This is a genomic window from Paenibacillus gallinarum, assembly GCF_014836635.1.
GTDB classification, from domain to species: domain Bacteria; phylum Bacillota; class Bacilli; order Paenibacillales; family Paenibacillaceae; genus Paenibacillus; species Paenibacillus gallinarum.
On record NZ_JACSQL010000010.1, the window covers coordinates 59,304 to 78,412 of the forward strand.

At 41.8% G+C, this 19,109-nt stretch carries 18 protein-coding genes; 14 read left to right on the top strand and 4 right to left on the bottom strand.

Annotated features, from left to right (window positions below; all coding sequences use genetic code 11):
* Nucleotides 1-65 precede the first annotated feature (65 nt).
* The 4 genes from H9647_RS18695 (at nucleotide 66) to H9647_RS18710 (ending at nucleotide 4,233) form a co-directional block, all read left to right on the top strand.
* Entirely contained in the window at nucleotides 66-1,700 is a 1,635-nt protein-coding gene (locus H9647_RS18695; RefSeq protein WP_191803084.1) for a formate--tetrahydrofolate ligase, read from the top strand.
* 471 nt (nucleotides 1,701-2,171) lie between these two features.
* The gene (locus H9647_RS18700) at nucleotides 2,172-3,035 is read left to right on the top strand and encodes an aldo/keto reductase (protein WP_191802808.1); all 864 of its coding nucleotides are present in this window, start codon (nucleotides 2,172-2,174) and stop codon (nucleotides 3,033-3,035) included.
* A gap of 27 nt (nucleotides 3,036-3,062) precedes the next feature.
* Nucleotides 3,063-3,815, top strand: coding sequence for an SDR family NAD(P)-dependent oxidoreductase (locus tag H9647_RS18705; protein WP_191802810.1), 753 nt, complete (start codon nucleotides 3,063-3,065; stop codon nucleotides 3,813-3,815).
* Between the two features lie 31 nt (nucleotides 3,816-3,846).
* Nucleotides 3,847-4,233, top strand: a complete 387-nt coding sequence (locus H9647_RS18710; RefSeq protein WP_191802812.1) for a DUF2255 family protein — start codon at nucleotides 3,847-3,849, stop codon at nucleotides 4,231-4,233.
* A 123-nt stretch (nucleotides 4,234-4,356) separates the two neighbouring features.
* On the opposite strand, the gene H9647_RS18715 is transcribed toward H9647_RS18710, so the two are convergent.
* Together H9647_RS18715 and H9647_RS18720 are read right to left on the bottom strand one after the other, a co-directional pair.
* The gene (locus H9647_RS18715) at nucleotides 4,357-4,908 is read right to left on the bottom strand and encodes a TetR/AcrR family transcriptional regulator (RefSeq protein WP_191802814.1); all 552 of its coding nucleotides are present in this window, start codon (nucleotides 4,906-4,908) and stop codon (nucleotides 4,357-4,359) included.
* A gap of 92 nt (nucleotides 4,909-5,000) precedes the next feature.
* A complete protein-coding gene (locus H9647_RS18720; RefSeq protein ID WP_191802816.1) occupies nucleotides 5,001-5,552 on the bottom strand; it encodes a GNAT family N-acetyltransferase in 552 nt (183 codons plus the stop codon).
* A 311-nt stretch (nucleotides 5,553-5,863) separates the two neighbouring features.
* Here H9647_RS18720 and H9647_RS18725 point away from each other — a divergent pair, with 311 nt between their 5' ends.
* The 7 genes from H9647_RS18725 to H9647_RS18755 all read left to right on the top strand — a co-directional run bounded on the left by H9647_RS18725 (nucleotide 5,864) and on the right by H9647_RS18755 (nucleotide 11,572).
* Nucleotides 5,864-7,030 (top strand): DUF4317 domain-containing protein, encoded by a 1,167-nt coding sequence (locus tag H9647_RS18725; protein WP_160033793.1) that lies wholly within the window; start codon nucleotides 5,864-5,866, stop codon nucleotides 7,028-7,030.
* Between the two features lie 292 nt (nucleotides 7,031-7,322).
* A complete protein-coding gene (locus H9647_RS18730; RefSeq protein WP_191802818.1) occupies nucleotides 7,323-7,838 on the top strand; it encodes a DUF4241 domain-containing protein in 516 nt (171 codons plus the stop codon).
* A 277-nt stretch (nucleotides 7,839-8,115) separates the two neighbouring features.
* Nucleotides 8,116-8,850 carry a WXG100 family type VII secretion target gene (locus tag H9647_RS18735; protein WP_191802820.1) on the top strand — a complete coding sequence of 245 codons (735 nt, stop codon included), beginning with the start codon at nucleotides 8,116-8,118 and terminating at the stop codon, nucleotides 8,848-8,850.
* Between the two features lie 31 nt (nucleotides 8,851-8,881).
* The gene (locus H9647_RS18740; RefSeq protein ID WP_191802822.1) at nucleotides 8,882-9,136 is read left to right on the top strand and encodes a hypothetical protein; all 255 of its coding nucleotides are present in this window, start codon (nucleotides 8,882-8,884) and stop codon (nucleotides 9,134-9,136) included.
* Between the two features lie 13 nt (nucleotides 9,137-9,149).
* On the top strand, nucleotides 9,150-9,521 hold the full coding sequence (locus H9647_RS18745) for a hypothetical protein (protein ID WP_225229407.1): 372 nt from the start codon (nucleotides 9,150-9,152) through the stop codon (nucleotides 9,519-9,521).
* 300 nt (nucleotides 9,522-9,821) lie between these two features.
* Complete coding sequence (locus H9647_RS18750) at nucleotides 9,822-11,054, top strand: cation:proton antiporter (RefSeq protein WP_191802826.1); 1,233 nt, start codon at nucleotides 9,822-9,824, stop codon at nucleotides 11,052-11,054.
* A gap of 29 nt (nucleotides 11,055-11,083) precedes the next feature.
* Nucleotides 11,084-11,572, top strand: coding sequence for a cation:proton antiporter regulatory subunit (locus H9647_RS18755; RefSeq protein WP_191802828.1), 489 nt, complete (start codon nucleotides 11,084-11,086; stop codon nucleotides 11,570-11,572).
* Between the two features lie 134 nt (nucleotides 11,573-11,706).
* On the opposite strand, the gene H9647_RS18760 is transcribed toward H9647_RS18755, so the two are convergent.
* Nucleotides 11,707-12,648 (bottom strand): helix-turn-helix domain-containing protein, encoded by a 942-nt coding sequence (locus tag H9647_RS18760; RefSeq protein WP_191802829.1) that lies wholly within the window; start codon nucleotides 12,646-12,648, stop codon nucleotides 11,707-11,709.
* Between the two features lie 225 nt (nucleotides 12,649-12,873).
* Here H9647_RS18760 and H9647_RS18765 point away from each other — a divergent pair, with 225 nt between their 5' ends.
* The 3 genes from H9647_RS18765 (at nucleotide 12,874) to H9647_RS18775 (ending at nucleotide 17,547) form a co-directional block, all read left to right on the top strand.
* Nucleotides 12,874-13,893 carry a glycoside hydrolase family 88/105 protein gene (locus tag H9647_RS18765; RefSeq protein ID WP_191802831.1) on the top strand — a complete coding sequence of 340 codons (1,020 nt, stop codon included), beginning with the start codon at nucleotides 12,874-12,876 and terminating at the stop codon, nucleotides 13,891-13,893.
* A gap of 12 nt (nucleotides 13,894-13,905) precedes the next feature.
* A complete protein-coding gene (gene gnpA, locus H9647_RS18770; RefSeq protein WP_191802833.1) occupies nucleotides 13,906-16,080 on the top strand; it encodes a 1,3-beta-galactosyl-N-acetylhexosamine phosphorylase in 2,175 nt (724 codons plus the stop codon).
* A gap of 312 nt (nucleotides 16,081-16,392) precedes the next feature.
* Nucleotides 16,393-17,547 carry a beta-ketoacyl-ACP synthase III gene (locus H9647_RS18775; protein ID WP_191802835.1) on the top strand — a complete coding sequence of 385 codons (1,155 nt, stop codon included), beginning with the start codon at nucleotides 16,393-16,395 and terminating at the stop codon, nucleotides 17,545-17,547.
* Nucleotides 17,548-17,698: 151 nt separating this feature from the next.
* Here H9647_RS18775 and scfB read toward each other — a convergent pair whose 3' ends face one another.
* Nucleotides 17,699-19,105 carry a thioether cross-link-forming SCIFF peptide maturase gene (gene scfB, locus H9647_RS18780; RefSeq protein ID WP_191802837.1) on the bottom strand — a complete coding sequence of 469 codons (1,407 nt, stop codon included), beginning with the start codon at nucleotides 19,103-19,105 and terminating at the stop codon, nucleotides 17,699-17,701.
* Nucleotides 19,106-19,109: the final 4 nt, after the last annotated feature.

Sequence of the window (19,109 nt, forward strand, 5' to 3'; positions counted from 1 at the left end):
TGAGAGCTTGGATTCATGTTAACATTTTGAATAGTGAATTAAACAGGAGAGGTATGAAGGCATCTATGAAACCAATTACAGAAGTTGCAGCAAGGCTAGGGCTGGAAATGGATCAGCTTGAACTTTACGGAAAGTGGAAAGCAAAATTATCCGAGGATGTATGGGAATCCATCTCACATCGGCCAGACGGAAAGCTTATTCTTGTTACCGCGATGAATCCAACGCCAGCAGGGGAGGGCAAGACGCTCACAACGATTGGACTCACGCAAGGATTGAATCGGATTGGACGGAAAGCTGCCGCCGCACTGCGTGAGCCATCGCTCGGACCATGCATGGGAATGAAAGGCGGAGCGACAGGCAGTGGAAAAGCACAGATTGTGCCTGCTGAGGACATTAATCTCCACTTTACGGGCGATATCCATGCGATAACATCAGCACATAATCTGCTCGCGGCACTCATAGATAACCACATTTTCCAAGGAAACGATTTGCGTCTTGACCCGGCTCGCATTGTATGGAAACGGGCGCTTGATATGAATGATCGACCGTTGCGTCAGATCGTCATTGGTATTGGTGATAACAACGGCACTGTGCGCGAAGATGGCTTCCTTATTTCGACGGCTTCGGAAGTAATGGCGGTGCTATGTTTAGCTGAAAATATGGATGATCTAAGGGAGCGACTCAGCCGAATCGTCGTGGCATACGACATGGACAAGCGGCCAGTGACGGCGGGTGAGCTTCGGGCGGTGGACGCAATGTGTGCCCTGCTTAAAGATGCAATTCATCCGAACCTGGTACAGACGATTGAAGGCGACCCGGTGTTCGTTCACGGCGGGCCGTTTGCGAATATCGCCCACGGATGCAGCAGCATACGGGCCACCCGTCATGCTCTCAAGCTGGCGGATTACGTCGTGACAGAAGCAGGATTCGGTGCAGATCTGGGCGCGGAAAAATTCATGGATATTAAGTGTCGTATGGGGAATCTGCATCCCGCAGCTGCAGTCATTGTCGCGACCGTACGTGCGTTAAAATACAATGGCGGCGTACCGAAGCAGGAACTCCTGACGGAGAATGCCGAAGCGATACATACCGGATTCAGTAACTTACGTCGTCATGTGGAGAACATGCGTACCTTCGGTGTACCGGTAATCGTTGCGATTAACCGCTTTGCGGCAGATACAGAGGCAGAGCTGGCGCAGGTTATGGGTCTCTGTGCAGAGCTTGGTGTGAAGGCGATTGTCTCCGATGCCTGGGAGCTTGGCGGCGAAGGCTGCCGCGAGTTGGCGCAGGAAGTGGCGGAGCTGGCTGACGGATCAGCAGAGGATACGTTCCAGCTGCTTTACCCTGATGACATGCCAATTACGGAGAAGATTGAGACGATCGTTACGCGAATTTACCGCGGAGCGGGTGTGAAATATCGTCCCGCTGCAAGGCGGGCACTGCAGGAATTAGAGCGGCTAGGCGTGCGTGACCTTCCTGTCTGCATGGCGAAGACACCATACTCGTTTACAGATCGTCCTGCTGAACTTGGAGCGCCAGAACAGTTCACAATTGAGGTGCAGGATGTCCGATGGTCTGCAGGTGCGGGGTTTGTTGTTGTCCTGACCGGTAAGGTGGTTACAATGCCAGGGTTGCCTGAAGAGCCGGCGGCATGGCGCATAAAGCTGAATGAGGCGGGACATATCGAAGGCTTGAGCTGATATACCGGAGAAGGACAGATGACCTTCGCAAGTAATGATTTTAAATAAACGATTCTGGTAAGACACTTTAAAAATGTTCTGCACGCATTGTATATAAAATTAGTGTTGCATAGCAAAATGGGGAAGGATGAATGGAAATGGGATAAGCCCAGATGCATTCATTTCTTCCCCTATTTTTATATCAATATATGACTTCAGCACACCCTCGTTTATCTATTTGCCGCGAATAAATTATTCCGTTAGCTGCTTGGCTTTTGGCTATTCTTCTAGCTACTTTAGGTTTATTTCCCCATTATCTAAAAAAATCAACAATATTTATTGATGTGTTGAGTAATCAACGAATTGCGCTAAATTAACCATTGAACGCTATTTTAATCCATTTATAATTTTAGACAGATGTTGATTAATCAATGAGTATTGATTAGTTAGGTGAATTTAGCTTAGCACCTTCGATAAGAAAGGGGAAAAAGTATGTTTAACGAAACTTACAAATTATCAAATGGTATAGAAATTCCAAAATTAGGACTTGGCACATGGCTGCTTGACGATGCACAGACAGCACAGGCAGTTCGTGATGCGGTATCGATCGGATATCGTCATATTGATACTGCTCAGGCTTATATGAATGAAACTGGTGTAGGCGAAGGAATTCGTTCCTGTGGTGTCGCAAGAGAAGAACTTTTTATTACGACAAAGGTTGCTGCAGAAGCAAAGACCTATGATGCAGTTACACAGTCCATTGATGAGTCTTTAGCAAAGATGGGACTGGATTACATTGACCTTCTGATTATCCACAGTCCACAGCCTTGGAAGGAGTTCCGTGAGGAAAACCGTTACTTCGAGGAAAACAAAGAAGTATGGACAGCAATGGAGGATGCTTATAAGGCAGGCAAGGCAAAGGCAATTGGTCTTTCTAACTTCCTTCAAGATGATATAGAAAATATTCTTTCAAGTTGTGAAATCAAGCCCATGGTAAATCAAATATTGGCACATGTGAGCAATACTCCTTTCGAGTTAATTGAATTCTGCCAGAAGAATGACATTCTGGTAGAAGCCTATTCACCAATTGCTCACGGTGCAGTCCTTGATCATGCTGAGGCGAAAGTAATAGCTGATAAGTATGGGGTATCTGTTGCCCAGCTTTGCCTGCGTTATGACATTCAGCTTGGTCTTGTAGTCATTCCTAAGACGGCAAACCCGGATCACATGAGAAACAATGCAGAGCTTGATTTTGTGATCAGCGATGCAGATATGGAGACTTTGAAAAATGTGGAGCACATCGAGAATTATGGTGAGCATAGCTTCTTCCCGGTATTTGGCGGGAAAATAAAATAAACAGGGTGTTTACGAGGAGGCATTTTTATGACAACAATGAAAGATAAAGTGGTAATTGTAACGGGAGCAAAAGGCGGTATGGGGCTGGCAACAGCCCAATTATTTGCTAAAGAAGGTGCAAGTGTAGCTTTAGTTGATAGGAATGAACCTAAACAAGAAGCACAAGACTTGGTAGACGCGGGCTATCAAGCGATATCCATCCAATGTGATGTTTCAGATGAGGAAGCTGTTAAAGCTATGGTAGAGAAAACAGTGGATGCATTTGGAAAATTAGATTATGCATATAATAATGCCGGTATTCAAAACGCCATGACAGATACGGTTGATTTAAAGGAAGAAGTTTACGATGAAGTGATGAATGTGAATACGAAGGGTATTTGGCTTTGTATGAAGTATGAGCTGCTTCAATTAAGAAAGCAAGGGACAGAAGGGGCAATCGTTAATTGTTCTTCAATGGGAGGATTAATGGGTGGTCCCGGACGTTCTGTATACCATGCTTCTAAACATGGTGTACTCGGATTAACGAAAAGCGTTGCTTTAGAGTATGCTTCAAAAGGAATTCGTATTAATGCAGTATGTCCAGGAATCGTCGAAACGCCAATGGTTGAAAATATGTTAGCTACAGAAAGTGATGCAATGGACGAATTAATAAAACAAGTCCCAATTGGCCGTCTAGCTAAAGCAGAGGAAGTTGCTTCTGTTGTACTTTGGTTATGCTCTCCTTCCGCAAGCTATATAGTTGGTCAAGCGATATCCGTAGATGGTGGATTCACGGCCTAATCATATGACGCAGTAAATGGAGGTGAAAGCTATGCAAACCCATTGGAGCCAAGAACAAATGGATGCTTTTTCAAAGGCGGATGATATGTATATATCACCCTTTTACAGTGACGGTAAAACTCCGGGAACACCAACTTGGATTTGGTCTGTTGTTGTAGATAATAATCTATATGTCAGAGCCTATAACGGTCAGAATTCAAGATGGTATAAATCTGCTGTAAGGCAAAAAGCGGGAAAGATAAAGTTAAATGGTGAAGAGTATAAGGTAACATTCCAGCCTGTGGATACGGATGCTGCATTAACTGAAAAAATTGATAAAGCTTACAAAGATAAATACGGTAACAGTATGTATCTTTCACCTATGTTAAGCAAAGGACCTGTAAGTGCAACCGTAAAAATCTTACCTCGTGAGGAATAATATTATTTATCCTGAATTATTCAAAAGAGGTTCTCTATTTTCCTGAAGGAAAACAGAGGACCTCTTTTTTTGATAAGAACGATTGATAGCTTGTGGTTAAATGCATTCCCCATGTTCGGATACTTATAGATTTCTGTCTATCAAAATCCCTAGTTGTACTGCTATCACACGAGGCGGATAAGGCATCCCTTCTTTGATCCACCATTCTACAATGCCTACAAAAGATGTAACTATAAATTGAAGTATAACCTCTTCATTCAATTCTCGATTGATCGCTTTTGTTGTGTCAATATCGTTTTTCATTTCTTCGATAAGAAGCGCTTGGAACCGAGTACGAAAAGAAGATGCTTTAGTACTTGCTAATAACGTTGAAAAGAAAGTATAGTTGCTCTCAAAGTATTCGAACCAGCCTACATTCGATTCTACAAAGTCTAATTCCATTTCAGCTGCTGATTCGCACATTACCCTTAGTTTATTAATATGTTCTTCAATGATTTTATCCAGCAGATCATACTTGTCCGAGTAATGAAGATAAATGGTTCCTCGGTTCACATTTGCCCGGTCAGCAATATCCTGAATAGTAATATCATCAAAATTTTTATCAGACATCAGTTCGATCACAGCTTTTTTGATCGCTTCTTGGCTTTTGCTTATTCTTCTATCCACTTTAGTCATTGTTAGGTCACCAATCTTTTCTAAAGATAATCAGCAGTTTTGTCTTTTTATAATTATAAACAGGTGTTGATTAATCAATCAATATTCATTTTTTAAGTTCTATCATTTTTGAAAAGTTTTAACCATTCTTTTTTAAGTAGGGCATACTGGAAGGTATTTTCGTATTTAGGTGTTCCATCTTCGTATTTGGTGAACGAAATGAATTCTAAGAAACAGCCCTCTTTTCGCATACCTAATCTCTCACATAACTTCTGGGATTTAAAGTTGTCGTCTTCCACGTAAGCATACACTCTTCTCGCTCCTTGTTGTTCGAAGAGATATTGCAATAAGGCTTTCGCACTTTCACTTGCATACCCTTTACCCTCATATTTATGATTAAAATTCCATCCTACATTATAGGTGTCTGGTTCTTCTTTCATAGTGAATAACTCCCCGATCAGATTACTGGTATCCTTCAGGCAGACAGCAATATAGGAGTCGTCTTTACTCTTTTTACTAGCATTAGAGATGGCTTCTTCCAATGTTGAAATTTTATCATCAAGGAAACAGTTCACTCTGGGATTTGATAAATACTCCAACATGCTCTCAGCATCTTTCTCAGAAAAACTTCTTAATAACAGTCGGTCGGTTTCTATATTTTGCATAAGTAATGCTCCTTTTCATGTTAAATATATAAAATATAATACTACTATTGGCCGAATTCCGATGCCCGTACTATTTACTCCTGTGAGTGTGTTTTTATATGATTTTCGATATGGATAAATAACATGCGGTCTTTAACATAAATAATTAATTTTGAATCCCTTGGACTTATCGGCATGCTTGGTAATATTGGATGGAAAACCTCCGTTACATACCTGAAGAGAAGTAACATAAACCCCGCTTCTAGCGAAGGGGGGTTATATCGTTTATACTGATAAAACCAATTTAGTTCTTAGGAGATGTTTGACGAACCATGAACAAGAAAGAAGTCGCTCACATACGTAAGCAGTTTAAGATGGATCATGATTTACTGAATATTTACGATATTCTTAACGTGTACATTATGAAGGAAACAAACGAAGTATATCACTGGGAGCGGAATCCTTTTGAATTAGTGGAGCGAGAGAAACAGGAGCTGCACATGGGGAATTTTAAAAAACTGCTCACTGGAGAATTAGATCAAAAGTTGTTCGAACTTAAGTTTCAAGAGGAAGCGGAGGAACCTGCGCAGGTGCTGTTGCACCAAGCTTTAGTAACAGGCGATCCAGAAGAATGGCAGGACCTTATGCTCCTGCTCGTAGATAAAATGTTAGTGGATGCCAAATATGAACGGGATACCGTGATTACGTTCGTGCGTGGACAGTACTACTTGCCGACCAAAGCCAGAAACGAAGAGGCTGAGGAGAGTGGGAAGGATGAAGTGTTCGCACATCCGTTCATTTTATGCAGTGTAAATTCCACGGAGAAGCAAAAGAAAACTCTCTTATTTGATTATGTGGAGAGGGAATATAAGTACAATGTGAATGTAGATCCGATTATCAAGTTGAGCTCGCCGGAGCAAGGGTTCTTTTATCCAAGTGTGACAGACAATTACTCCGATGTGAACCGTATTTTGTACTGTACGGGAAAATCGAACTTTCCAGATCCGCATTTCATCGAACAGGTCTTAACTGCCGAAAGGTCCGTGACGGCACTCGAAGAGAGAGCGATCTTCGAAGATATCGTAAAGGAAGTAGCGGGTGAAGAACTTGATGCTTCCACCATCGCACAGGTGTACGAGGAGATTCAGTATGTAATTGAAACGAACGAAGAGGAGGAAGAACCTCCGAAGCTGGATTATAAAGATTTGGAACGTGTCCTAACCGTAAGCGGAGTAGAGAACGTGACGCCGGAGAAAGTGGAACGGGCTTTTGAAACAATTATTGATGATAGGAACTATGAGCTGAAAGCGAGCAGCGTCATGCCGAAATATACCACAAAATCGATTAAAATCGATACCAAGGTAGCCACGATTTCGGTCAGCCCACAGGATTTAAAGTATGTGAAACAGGTGAATTTCCAAGGGAAACGATGCATCATGATTGAGGTCGACGAAGATGTCGTGATTGAAGGATTCACGCTTAGTACGGAGACGTTATAGAATCAGGTTCACAGTTTTTGATTTAAGATTAACCGAATGAATAATTCCAAAGCTATGCTTTAGATAAATTTATAATAAATTAAACGGAGTGCCCTAACGAGGTGCTCCGTTTTTTCGTACATAATCGAATTAACCAACGTAACTAGTAAGGATCATTTTGAGAGTGATGATATGAAGCTGCTATGATCTGAGCTTGTTCATTCGCTGAAGCATGAATTGGAGAAGGGAATATTAGGAAGTAGACTATGTTAGAATAAAATCATCAAAATGCAATTATTGGAGGTAATCTTTCTTGATCATTCAACTAGGTAATTTCGAAGTGAATTCTGGGCAACTGGTTGTCGCTGACCCTTGTTATGAACTGGATACCGATACCGTTATCATGGGTGTGTTAGAGCTTGTTGCGAATGGTACTTGGAACACGGAAGTGGAGAAGGTGGAAATTCCAGATAGGGGTGAAGCTAACGCTAAACTGACGGCTTATCATCAATCGGTTGCTGAACAGGGAACATTTTTGGAGTGGATTAAGTGTCCATTTGTGGTTGGGGTGGATAGTGGACAGGCTGGAATTTTTGATAGTAACCATTACCGGATTCCTGATGCGGCTAATCACAGCGGTAATAATGATACGGACAGCGAATGGTATCTTGTTTGCTGTGATATCACCGACAATGGGGAAGAAGCGGGTGTCCTTACTGGTGGCGTTGTATCTCGTACCGGTATGGGTGATGGTGCTTACGGTGTGTATAAAGCAGTAAATGGGCAGAGTCAGGTTGTTGGTGTGAAGATTGTGTTTATTAAGAATTAACTTTCTACTAATAAGACTAAATAAAAAACAAGCGCAAACGGCCATGGAAGGGTATCCTTGTATGGCCGTTTTATTAGGCAGCACCCTTCTAAGAAACTGTAGCTATAACTAAAGAGGTATAGGGCTATTAGCTCTTCAGAACTATTATTTGAATAAAAAGCGTGAATCTTTCAGCATCTCCTCTCCAATTCCATCAATATGAAGGACTCCTGAATCTTTTATCAGTTCCATATTATGGTTAAAATATAGAATTAATGAAATGTTGGAGAGGATGCGAATGTCTAGAATACTTGTTCTGCCTGAGGTGCTGATCCGAGTTTCGGATGAAGCTGCAAGGGCTGCGGAAGAACTAGAAACGATCAAAAGCTTTTTGGACCAACAGATTAGGGGATTGATGGCATCCTGGGATGGGACGGCAAGTGCCCGGTTTTTCGTGGATTTTCAGCGAATCAATTTCGAAATGAATAAAACAATTGAACAACTTAGAATCATTAGCCAGGAATTGAAAACTATTTCCTTACGATTTATTGAGGCAGATGAGCGCATAGAAAACTGGAATATAGCATCTGCTACAAGCAACAACACCGAAGTCAAAACGTTTCAGGATCAAGCAGAGGATTTTTGGCATGGGTTTCAGTCTGAAGCGAAGTCTATCGGGAGTTCGTTGATAGATACAGCTACATCTTTGGTTGAAGACCCACTTAGCACAGTGGGAGATATGGCTTATAATGCAACCATTGGAACCGCGGAAGAAATCATCGACACGGCGGTTTGGGGAGGCAAAATGATCTTCGATGCCGATACGCGGCAGAAGTTTGCCGAAGATGTTGAAGATTCGGGCGGTACATCCAACTACTTGGGACAGCAGGCTGCCGTTTTCCTGGCTGGTTTGACCACGCGGCGGATTGGCCTCAAGGCTCATCCTAATTTCAAGCAGGATTCGGGCGGGGATGGAGGGAAGAGTGCTGAGGGTACCGGTAATAATTTTCAATGGAAGGGAAAAAAACTTTAGCAAAATGAGTGAAGGCGTATCCTCCACCGAGATGATAAACAATCTAGAAAAATCGGGATGGACCAAGACCATTGAGCCAGGAGGAAAGAAAAGTGGACCAGCAACTATTCTTATTGACCCAAGCACAGGTACAAAAGTGAGAATACACGCAGAGCCCGGAGAAGGAACTCCTTATTTTAGGGTTCAAAATGAGGGTGGCAACTATCTCGATGATAATGGAGTATTCCCTAGCAACGCAACAAGGCAAGAATTTAGAGATGCGACACATTTTTATTTTGAAAAGTAGGTGAGCGGAAGTGTTGGCTACTAATTTGAATGATGTTCTAGAAAATTATGATTTCACAGACAGTATAGTTACGGAAGTTCAATGGGCTGATAACTTAATCGACCTGACAGTAGTTGTTGATTATTATTGGGATATTCAAGATGGTCATGACACGACAAGGCTATTAAAGATTATTTTCAAAAATTGCATAAAAGCGGATTTTCAAACTAGCACAGAACTACTCTTAACTCCAGATGAGGTAAACAAAGAAAGTCTCTTTACAATTGTTCTTTTTAAAGAGCTGACAGAGAATTTGGATAAGCAAAAACATGTTGGAATTTTTACAACAGACTACTCAAAACCCTGGTTGTCGGTAGTATGTTCTGATGTGATGTTGAAGGAATAAACCCATCACTAACGTTGATTGGCTTGGCCTCATTTTTTACGAATACCATTATTATCTTGCAGACATAAATAAGTAAGGTGGTAAAGAAACAAGAAACTAGTCCTTTCATGTTGTGTAGTAAACTACACTTTTATAAGGACTGGTTTCTTTTTGTCAACTAAAAATGGGAATGAACTTATCTATTTTCCATGATCATGAATTTTTAGGGAATATTTATTTAAATGTTTATTATATGTTTTTTTAAAGTTATAATGGAAGTTGGTCTGCTGAAAAATGTACATAGGAGGGAGATGAAGTTGTATGGACCATATGATTTTCGAAGTTGGAACCGCTTTATTACTTATTGCAATCTTTTCACTGATTGCAGGTAAATTCAAGTTTTCAATCATACCCTTTTTAATTGTGTTGGGGATGTTAGTTGGGCCGCACGCCCCGACGCTGGGTTTGATTGATTTGACCTTCATTGAGAGCAATGAAGTGATCACATTTTTAGGACGGATCGGGGTTCTGTTTTTATTATTTTATATAGGACTCGAGTTTTCCGTATCTAAATTAATTAAATCAGGCCGCAATATTGTGTTTGGTGGAACGGTATATGTTCTGATCAATTTTATTATTGGTTTAGCCTATGGTTTCATGGTCGATTTCCCGTTATATGAAACGTTAATTATTGCAGGGATGTTATCTGTATCCTCTACGGCCATTGTGGCAAAAGTACTCGTCGATTTCAGACGGACAGGTAACTCTGAAACAGAGCTCATCCTGGGTATGATTTTGTTTGATGATTTGTTCCTCGCTGTTTTCCTATCCGTGATGTCTGGTTTACTCCTAGGGGGAGCAACGTCTATTGGTGGTATTCTGCTATCTGTAGCACTCTCAATGGGGTATATGTTACTGTTCTTCGTCATCGCAAGAAAAGGAACGCCTTTGCTGAATAAGCTGCTTAATATCACATCCAATGAAATATTCATTATCGTTGTATTCTCACTCTTGTTCTTTATCTCCGGTTTTTCCGAGACTCTGCACGTAGCAGAAGCGATCGGGGCTTTATTATTTGGGCTAGCTTTATCGGAAACAACCCACAGTAAGAGAATCGAACAGCTTGTGATTCCGTTCCGAGATTTCTTCGGTGCTATTTTCTTCTTTAGTTTCGGTCTTAGTATTGATCCATTAACACTGGGTGATGCTGCATGGATTGCCGTTGGGGCTGTTGTGTTAACGATGATAGGGAATATTCTAGCAGGAATGATTGCTGGACGAAAAGCGGGACTATCTCATAAAGCTTCGACCAATATTGGTCTTACGGTTATGGCTCGCGGAGAGTTTACGATCATTGTAGCTAATTTAGGTATATCTGCAGGACTGTTACCGATTTTAAAACCATTTTCGGCGCTATATGTGTTAATATTGGCCATTCTTGGGCCGTTACTGGCGAAAGAATCGAAACATATCTATAATGGCTTAAATAAACTGTTTAGATGGAACCAAGTAAAGGAGAAGCCGAAAGAGGAGAAATTAAACGAAACCATCTGATATCGTTTAAATAATGGAGGTATACGTATATGGGAACTATAAGAGAATCTGATCTTCCTGGAATAGGTAAAAAATATCAATTGGAAGCGAATTCAGGCAGTAAGATCGTGATTGTCATCCATAATGATGGACGAAGAGAGCTTTATCATTTTTTAGATGAGGATCCAGATGAATGCATCTCTCAAGTAAGCTTGGATGATGAAGAGTCCAGACAGATTGCTTCTATTATTGGAGGCATGCAATATAAACCTAAGGCACTTGATACGGTTCAAGTAACGCTTGATGAACTCGTCATTGAATGGTGCAAAATAGAACCACACTTTAAAAGCATTAATAAAACGATTGAGGAATTACATGTTAGAGCTCGCACTGGTGCAACGATCCTTGCAATTGTGGAGAAGGGGAAACAGAAGATTAATCCTGGGCCGCAAGATAAACTAATGTTAGGGATGACGCTTGTTGTAGCGGGAGAGAGAAAACAAATTAAGCAGTTGAATGATCTGTTGTTAGAAGGGTAACAAGGGCTCGGTATCGCTGATACGAAAAGTCGGTATACACCAGCTAATATCGTCATAAAAGAACGACAAAAGACGCTTAGGAATCAATCCCTAGAAGCGTCTTTATTTTGTTTATTCTACTTCTTACGGTTTGACTATACCCACCCCGTAAACTCCAATATAGACGCATTCGCAGATTGTGTTTCGGATTGAGCCCCTTTACGCCACTGCTTCGGTGACTCGCCTATAAGCTTGGAGAAGCATCGATTGAAGCTGGATATGGATTGAAATCCGACTTGCTCAGATATAGAAAGAATGGAATCATCCGTACGTTTTAACTGCTTGCAGGCTTCTTCAATCCGGGTGTTATTTAGAAAATCGAGAGGAGACGTTCCCATCATTTCATGGAACTTTCTTCGGAAATGAGTGGGGCTTAAGTGGCATAAATCGGCTAGAAAATCGATTGTGATCGGTTTCATATAGTTTTTCGTGATATATTCCAGAACCGGAGAAATGACAAAATCACCTTTTAGGTTTTGCTCGGTTTCTTGATCTGACAAGGGGATACTCATGGAGTGAATTCTAAGGAGTTCTATATATAAGGATAACAATAGGCCGTAGGCACTTTCCTGATAATGAGTATTCTGCTGTTTCAGTTCTTCTACGACCGATGTCGCAAGTGTGTAAACCTTCGGATAGTTCTCTTTGTTTAATATACAGTTCATTCCCTTTATCATCTGCAGGTTGGGTTCGAAGTGATGGTATGCACCTTTAAATGAATACCTAAAGAGGTCTTCCGGCGAAAAAAAGAGATAGGACCAGCGGCTGGCTGTATTTGGTGAACTATATGTTGTATGAGGAAGATACCTCGGAATAAAGGTTACATCGCCGGCTTGAAAAGGGACAGACTCTCCTTTGATCTCCATAAAGCCGCTATCTGAATGGCAAATACCAATCTCCAAATGGTTATGAAAATGGAGATGGTCGCTTTTGATGTCGGAAATCTTCCAGCGTTCACCGCTTAACAGCAAGATCGGGAAGTTGAGAGGCAAGCTGTAGTGACGGTATTCAATGACCGGTTTCTTTTTTCTGGGCATTCTCCATACTCCCATTCCGTTGATTTGTGCCTAGTATAGGCTAACAATATTCCAATTTCAACCTTATATATGATATAAATGGTTGGAATTGCGTAGTTTTTCTTTGAATATGCTTAGATATAGCCCAACAAAGCGGTTTACAATAGAAATATTAAAGCGCTTCCATTAGTATCGGATCGCTCTCAATCACCACTAAGAATGTGTACGAACGAGAGGAGAATACAGATGCTTCAATTAAACTATGACAGGGAAGAGATCGTAAGTATTATCGACAAAGTCGTCAAAAAAACAATGGCGATGGACTTAACTTGGGACTGGCCTTGCGGTGTGGCTTACTATGGTGTATCCAGAGCCTACCAAACAACAGGGAATAAAGAGTATCTGAATATGCTGATTGAGTGGGCAGATGAATATATAGAGCTGGGCCTACCACATTGGACGGTAAACACATGCGCTATGGGTCATATGCTGATCACATTGTATGAAGAAACAGGGGATCAGAAATATTGGGATATTGTGATGAGCAAGGTAGATTATCTCCAGAATCATGCGCTTAGATTCGGGGACAATGTTCTGCAGCATACGGTATCGGCTAATAATGATTTTCCGGAACAGGCTTGGGCGGATACTTTATTTATGGCGGCATTTTTCCTGCTCCGTGTAGGAACCAAACTAAAAGATGAGGCAATGATCCAGGATGCCCTAAATCAATATTACTGGCATATCAAATACCTGCAAGATCCTATCACCGGTTTTTGGTACCACGGCTATAACAATGTCAATCAGGATCATATGTCTGGATTTTACTGGGGAAGAGCGAATGCTTGGGGAGCTTATACGATGTCACAAGTGAAGATACTTTTGAAAGACTGGTATTTGTATCCTCAGTGCATGGATGTGGAGTGTTCGCTTCGGGATCAACTTGCGGGGTTAAAGCTTGTCCAGACAGAGAACGGCTTGTGGCGAACAATACTTGATGATATGGAATCTTATGAGGAAGTGTCTGCCTCTTGCGGTATTGCGGCTGCGATGATCAATAACGGCAATCCGCTGCATACCAAATATGTACAAAAGGCCTTGGATGGCATCGTGAACCATATTACCGATGATGGACGAGTACTTGGTGTATCAGGGGGTACGGCGGTGATGAAAGACCGGGAAGGATATCGAAATATTCCAAAAGACTGGATTCAGGGCTGGGGCCAAGGCCTCGCACTCTCTTTTCTATCCGATATGCTTAAATAGGAGGAATTAACCTTGTCTAAAAAAACAACGGGATCCTTTACTCTGCCAGGTGAATCTGGTTATGAGGCACTGACGCTGCAGTTAGCAGAGCGGTGGGGTGCGGATGTAATCCGTGATAGTGACGGTACGAAATTATCCGATGAGATTATTAACGCAGGATACGGTATTTATTCGACGATTTGTATCATCAGAGATCATAACGAATGGGCAAGCGAGAATCTGGATAAGCTGCAGCAGTGTTTTTTAATTACGAATCCGAAGGTCGCTGTACAAGATTATATCTCGATCTATCTGATGGAAGATTTCTTTGACGAACAGTTCCGAGTAAATGACTCCAAAGAGGCGCTGAAGTATTGGCAGGTGTATGACCGAACAACCGGGGAAGAAGTTCCTAGAGAACAATGGAATTATGAAAGAGAATCGGGAAACGTGGTCATTACTGGACTTGTTCCTTGGCATAAATACACAGTAAGCTTCATGGTCTACCGGATCTGGGAAGAGATCTCCATGTACAATCACACAACGAATCATTGGGACAAAGAACATTTGATGCAGATCGATCCTATGTATGCGGATACGCAAAAGTATCTGCTGGAGTGGATGGAAGATTGGTGCGAGCAGCATAAGGAGACAACCGTTGTTCGGTTTACCTCTTTATTTTATAATTTCGCCTGGATCTGGGGCAGTAATGAGCGCAATCGCCATTTGTTCACCGACTGGGGATCATATGATTTTACAGTAAGTTCAAGAGCACTGGATCTGTTTGAAAAGAAATATGGATATTCGCTCACGGCCGAAGATTTTGTGAATGGCGGAAAATATCGCGTCAGTCATATCCCAGCCGAGCAGCGGAAGCTGGACTATATGGCATTTATCAATGATTTTGTCATCGATTTTGGGAAGCAATTAATTGATATTGTGCATAAGCATGATAAGCTCGCGTATGTCTTTTATGATGATAGCTGGGTTGGCATGGAGCCGTACAATGACCGCTTTCAGGAATTTGGATTTGACGGGATGATTAAATGTGTATTCTCTGGTTATGAAGCAAGGCTTTGTTCCGGTGTGAAAGTAGATACGCATGAGATACGGCTGCATCCTTATCTTTTCCCGGTTGGTTTAGGCGGGCTTCCTACCTTTATGGAGGGCGGTGACCCTACGCTTGATGCCAAAAAGTATTGGATTAATATCCGGCGTGCTTTGCTGCGTGAGCCGATTGACCGGATTGGACTGGGTGGATATTTACATCTGGTAGAGCCATATCCCGATTTTTGCGAATACATCGAAAAGATTGCGAATGAATTCAGAGAGATTAAAGAGCTGCACGATAAAGGAAAACCGTATCATATCAAGACAAAGGTAGCCGTTTTGCATAGCTGGGGCAAGCTGAGAGCCTGGACATTGTCTGGACATTTCCACGAAACGTATATGCATGATTTGATTCATATTAATGAAGCTTTATCGGGACTGCCGATTGAAGTTCAGTTCATTGATTTTGAAGATATCCGTCAGGGCGTATTGCAAAATTGTGATGTAGTCATTAATGCGGGATCTGCCGGTTCAGCTTGGAGCGGCGGAGAGCATTGGAATGACCACAAGTGTGTGGACTTACTGACGAAGTGGGTGTATGAGGGCGGTACCTTTATTGGAGTTAATCAGCCATCGGCAGTAGAAGGGCACGATACCTTTTTCAGAATGTCACACGTTCTCGGTCTGGATGAGGATACCGGCGCAAGGGTGGCTCATGGAAGATGGGCTTTTGAAGCTTCGGACGAGCATGGTTTAGTACCTGAAGGAGCGAGTATAACGCCAAAGAATAACATTTATCTTACGGATGGATCAGCTACAGTCGTGGATGAAGCGAATGGAATGGTAACTCTGTCTACTCATGCCTTTGGAAAAGGGAAAGGGATTTACCTTCCTTCTTTTGAATTCAGCTTGGAAAACACAAGATTACTGCTGAACATCATTCGTTATGCCGGCGATGAGTTACATGAAACCAAATATATTGCGGATAACTTATATACAGAATGTGCTTATTATCCAGAAAGTAAGATATTAGTTGTGATTAATAACAGTGATGAGGTTCAAAGAACAACGATTGATACGGAGTATGGAAAACAAACCATGGAGTTAGAGCCGTATGACACGATTATAAAAACGATTGGTGAATTGGTGATTAATTAAACTGATGAAAGGCGATCGGATAGGAACACCCGTTGATTAATCCAAAGTCTACCTATAAGGGATGTGCTTCAATATGAAGTGCATCCTTTATTATTAGACTGTTTTTATTCTAGCGCTTTACTCTTGCTATTAAACGATAAGGGCATGATGGTACGAATTAGGTACTGTCATGTCCTTTTATCGTTATGATGAAACACTACGAATGATGCTCTCTCATTTACTGGAAGACTACTTCATTTGGAATAAAGAGTGATATTTTTTCATCAGAGGGAATATCTATAACTATTAATAAATTTAATAGTGAGGTGCTATATGAATTCTGTCTATATTACAAGTTTAGGTAAGTTCCTTCCAGGCTCTCCCGTTAGTAATGATGAAATTGAAGATTATCTTGGAAAAATAGGAGGCAAGACATCCAAGACCAAACGAATTATTTTGGGGAAAAATCAAATTCGTTATCGCTACTATGCGATGAATAAGGAACAAAAGAGTTTATATTCCAACACAGAAATGGCCTCCTTAGCTATTCGCGATGCACTAAATCGGAATGGGAATGTAGATGAACATCAGATTGGATTTCTTGCGGCAGGAACAACAAGAGCCGACTTACTCCTCCCTGGATTTGCAAGTATGGTACATGCAGAGACTGAATTACCTGTTATGGAAATTTCATCGCATACGGGGTTATGTGCCAGTGGAATGCACGCCTTGAAGAATGCTTATTTACATATAAAATCGGGTGAGAATACAGTAGCAATCTCATGTGCCAGTGAGTTTCTGAGCCGTGAGTTTAAACATACAAAGTTTGAAGCACAAAAGAATTATGCGAACGGTCGAGTACCATTCGATACGGATTTCTTAAGATTTATGCTGTCAGATGGTGCAGGTGCAGCGGTACTGCAAAATACTCCTTCTCAGGAAGGTCAATCGCTGCGAATTGAATGGATAGACAACAAGTCCTATGCGAATCAATACGATGTTTGTATGTATTCAGGTATGGATAAAGAGAGCGGCATCTCTTCCTGGCTTGATTATCCATCCATTCATGAAGCAGCAGATCAAGGAGCCCTTAATCTGAAGCAAGATGTGAGGCTTGTTAATGAAATTACAAAGGTGGGTACGAATCGAATCCTAGAGCTCGTCGAAGAAGGCAAGATTAATCCTGAGACGATTGGCTGGATGGTCTGCCATTATTCATCTCATTTTTTCAAAGAGGAAATATTTCGGTTGTTTGAGCTTGGTGGAGTGAACATCCCTGAAGAGAAATGGTTCACGAATTTATATACGAAAGGTAATACGGGATCGGCTTCCATATATATTATGCTTGAGGAATTGCTGAATTCGGGTCGTCTAACAGAGGGGGAGCAGGTGCTGTGCGTCGTTCCCGAAAGTGGGAGATTTCAAAGCTGTATTATGATGCTGACCGTCCTGGGATCTTCATCGGAAATGAGCGATTACAGTAACTAAACGATGGCATGAAGTAAGGGGATAGAATTTCTTCAAAAGAAAAGAAGGTAAAAGAAAAGGATAGATGAACAGGAGGAAAACCTGTATTCATCTATCCTTTTTTGCACAGCGAATAACCTCGTTTATCACAATATTATTAATTGATCTAATACTAAGCGGTGGGCTCCTGAGAGTCATTCTCCATTGCTCTCATCGACTCTGCAACCTTCACCATCATAGAGCACTCCACCCGCTTGCGGAAGACGTCGCAACTAAAGTCATAGGTGCCGTTGATCGAACCTGTTGCATGCAGAGCATTGGCAGGACAGCCGCCGCTGCAATAAAGTTTCGCCCAGCAATCTTTGCATTCCGGCTTCGAATAGCAGTTGCTCTCCTTGAACTGACATTGCAGATCCGTCCGTGTGATGCCATCCCACAGATTGCCCATGCTGTAATCTTTATCCCCGACGAACTGATGACAAGGGAAAAGCTCGCCCCATGGCGTTACCGCAAGATATTCCGTTCCCGATCCGCATCCGGTAATTCTCTTCTGAATGCACGGTCCTTCGGAGAGGTCCAGCATGTAATGATAGAAGGTGAAGCCTTCGCCTTGTTCATCACGCTCCATCATTTCTTTAGCAAGAATTTCATACTGGTTATAAATTTCGGGGAGATCTTTTTCGGTTAGTGCGTAAGGCTCCCGGGGATCACAGATAACCGGCTCCATCGAGATTTTATCAAAACCAAGGTCTGCGATATGAAAAATATCGTTTGTGAAATCAACATTATTCCCCGTGTAGGTTCCCCGCACATAGTATTCTTGTTGTCCGCGTTTTCGAACGAATTCCTGAAACTTCGGTACGATATGGTCATAACTGCCTTTTCCATTAACTGTTGTACGTAGCCGGTCATGAACTTCTTTTCTTCCGTCCAAACTGAGTACAACGTTGTACATTTCCTGATTTAAAAATTCGGTAACTTCATCGTTCAGCAGCATGCCATTTGTCGTAAAGGTGAAACGGAACTTTTTCTTATATTCTTTCTCTTTACTTCTGGCATAAGCGACAATCTGTTTAACGACTTTCCAGGCCATGAGCGGTTCGCCGCCGAAGAAGTCAATGTCTAGGTTCCGATGATGACCTGAATTCTCTAGAAGGAAATCGATCGCTTTTTGCCCAACCTCATAGCTCATGATTGCCCGGTTGCCGTTGTATTTCCCTTGACTAGCGAAGCAATAATCGCATGATAGGTTGCAGGTATGTGCAACATTGAGGCACAGCGCTTTCACATATGTTTTACGATTTCTTAAATCCATAGAAAGTTTCTCATACGGATCGCTTGTAAAGAGTTGGCCTGTTTCTTTGAGTTCCTCAACAGCTGCGATGGTATCGCGAATGTCTTTCTCCGTAATGTCCGCGTCTTGCTTATATTCTTCAAGCATCAACTTTAGAATTTCTTCTGGAGGTGTCTGCTCATAAAGTTCAATAATTTTATATGCCAGATCATCAACAACATGCACCGAACCACTGTAGGTGTCGAGCACGATATTGTATCCGTTCAGTTGATATTGATGAATCATTCTT

Coding starts and splice junctions, on each gene's coding strand:
- H9647_RS18760 (WP_191802829.1), bottom strand. CDS start 12,648: ATGCCCAGAAAAAAGAAACCGGTCATTGAATACCGTCACTACAGCTTG.
- H9647_RS18750 (WP_191802826.1), top strand. CDS start 9,822: ATGGACCATATGATTTTCGAAGTTGGAACCGCTTTATTACTTATTGCA.
- H9647_RS18735 (WP_191802820.1), top strand. CDS start 8,116: ATGTCTAGAATACTTGTTCTGCCTGAGGTGCTGATCCGAGTTTCGGAT.
- H9647_RS18775 (WP_191802835.1), top strand. CDS start 16,393: ATGAATTCTGTCTATATTACAAGTTTAGGTAAGTTCCTTCCAGGCTCT.
- H9647_RS18695 (WP_191803084.1), top strand. CDS start 66: ATGAAACCAATTACAGAAGTTGCAGCAAGGCTAGGGCTGGAAATGGAT.
- H9647_RS18740 (WP_191802822.1), top strand. CDS start 8,882: ATGATAAACAATCTAGAAAAATCGGGATGGACCAAGACCATTGAGCCA.
- H9647_RS18720 (WP_191802816.1), bottom strand. CDS start 5,552: ATGCAAAATATAGAAACCGACCGACTGTTATTAAGAAGTTTTTCTGAG.
- H9647_RS18710 (WP_191802812.1), top strand. CDS start 3,847: ATGCAAACCCATTGGAGCCAAGAACAAATGGATGCTTTTTCAAAGGCG.
- H9647_RS18700 (WP_191802808.1), top strand. CDS start 2,172: ATGTTTAACGAAACTTACAAATTATCAAATGGTATAGAAATTCCAAAA.
- scfB (WP_191802837.1), bottom strand. CDS start 19,105: ATGATTCATCAATATCAACTGAACGGATACAATATCGTGCTCGACACC.
- H9647_RS18715 (WP_191802814.1), bottom strand. CDS start 4,908: ATGACTAAAGTGGATAGAAGAATAAGCAAAAGCCAAGAAGCGATCAAA.
- H9647_RS18725 (WP_160033793.1), top strand. CDS start 5,864: ATGAACAAGAAAGAAGTCGCTCACATACGTAAGCAGTTTAAGATGGAT.
- H9647_RS18755 (WP_191802828.1), top strand. CDS start 11,084: ATGGGAACTATAAGAGAATCTGATCTTCCTGGAATAGGTAAAAAATAT.
- H9647_RS18765 (WP_191802831.1), top strand. CDS start 12,874: ATGCTTCAATTAAACTATGACAGGGAAGAGATCGTAAGTATTATCGAC.
- H9647_RS18705 (WP_191802810.1), top strand. CDS start 3,063: ATGACAACAATGAAAGATAAAGTGGTAATTGTAACGGGAGCAAAAGGC.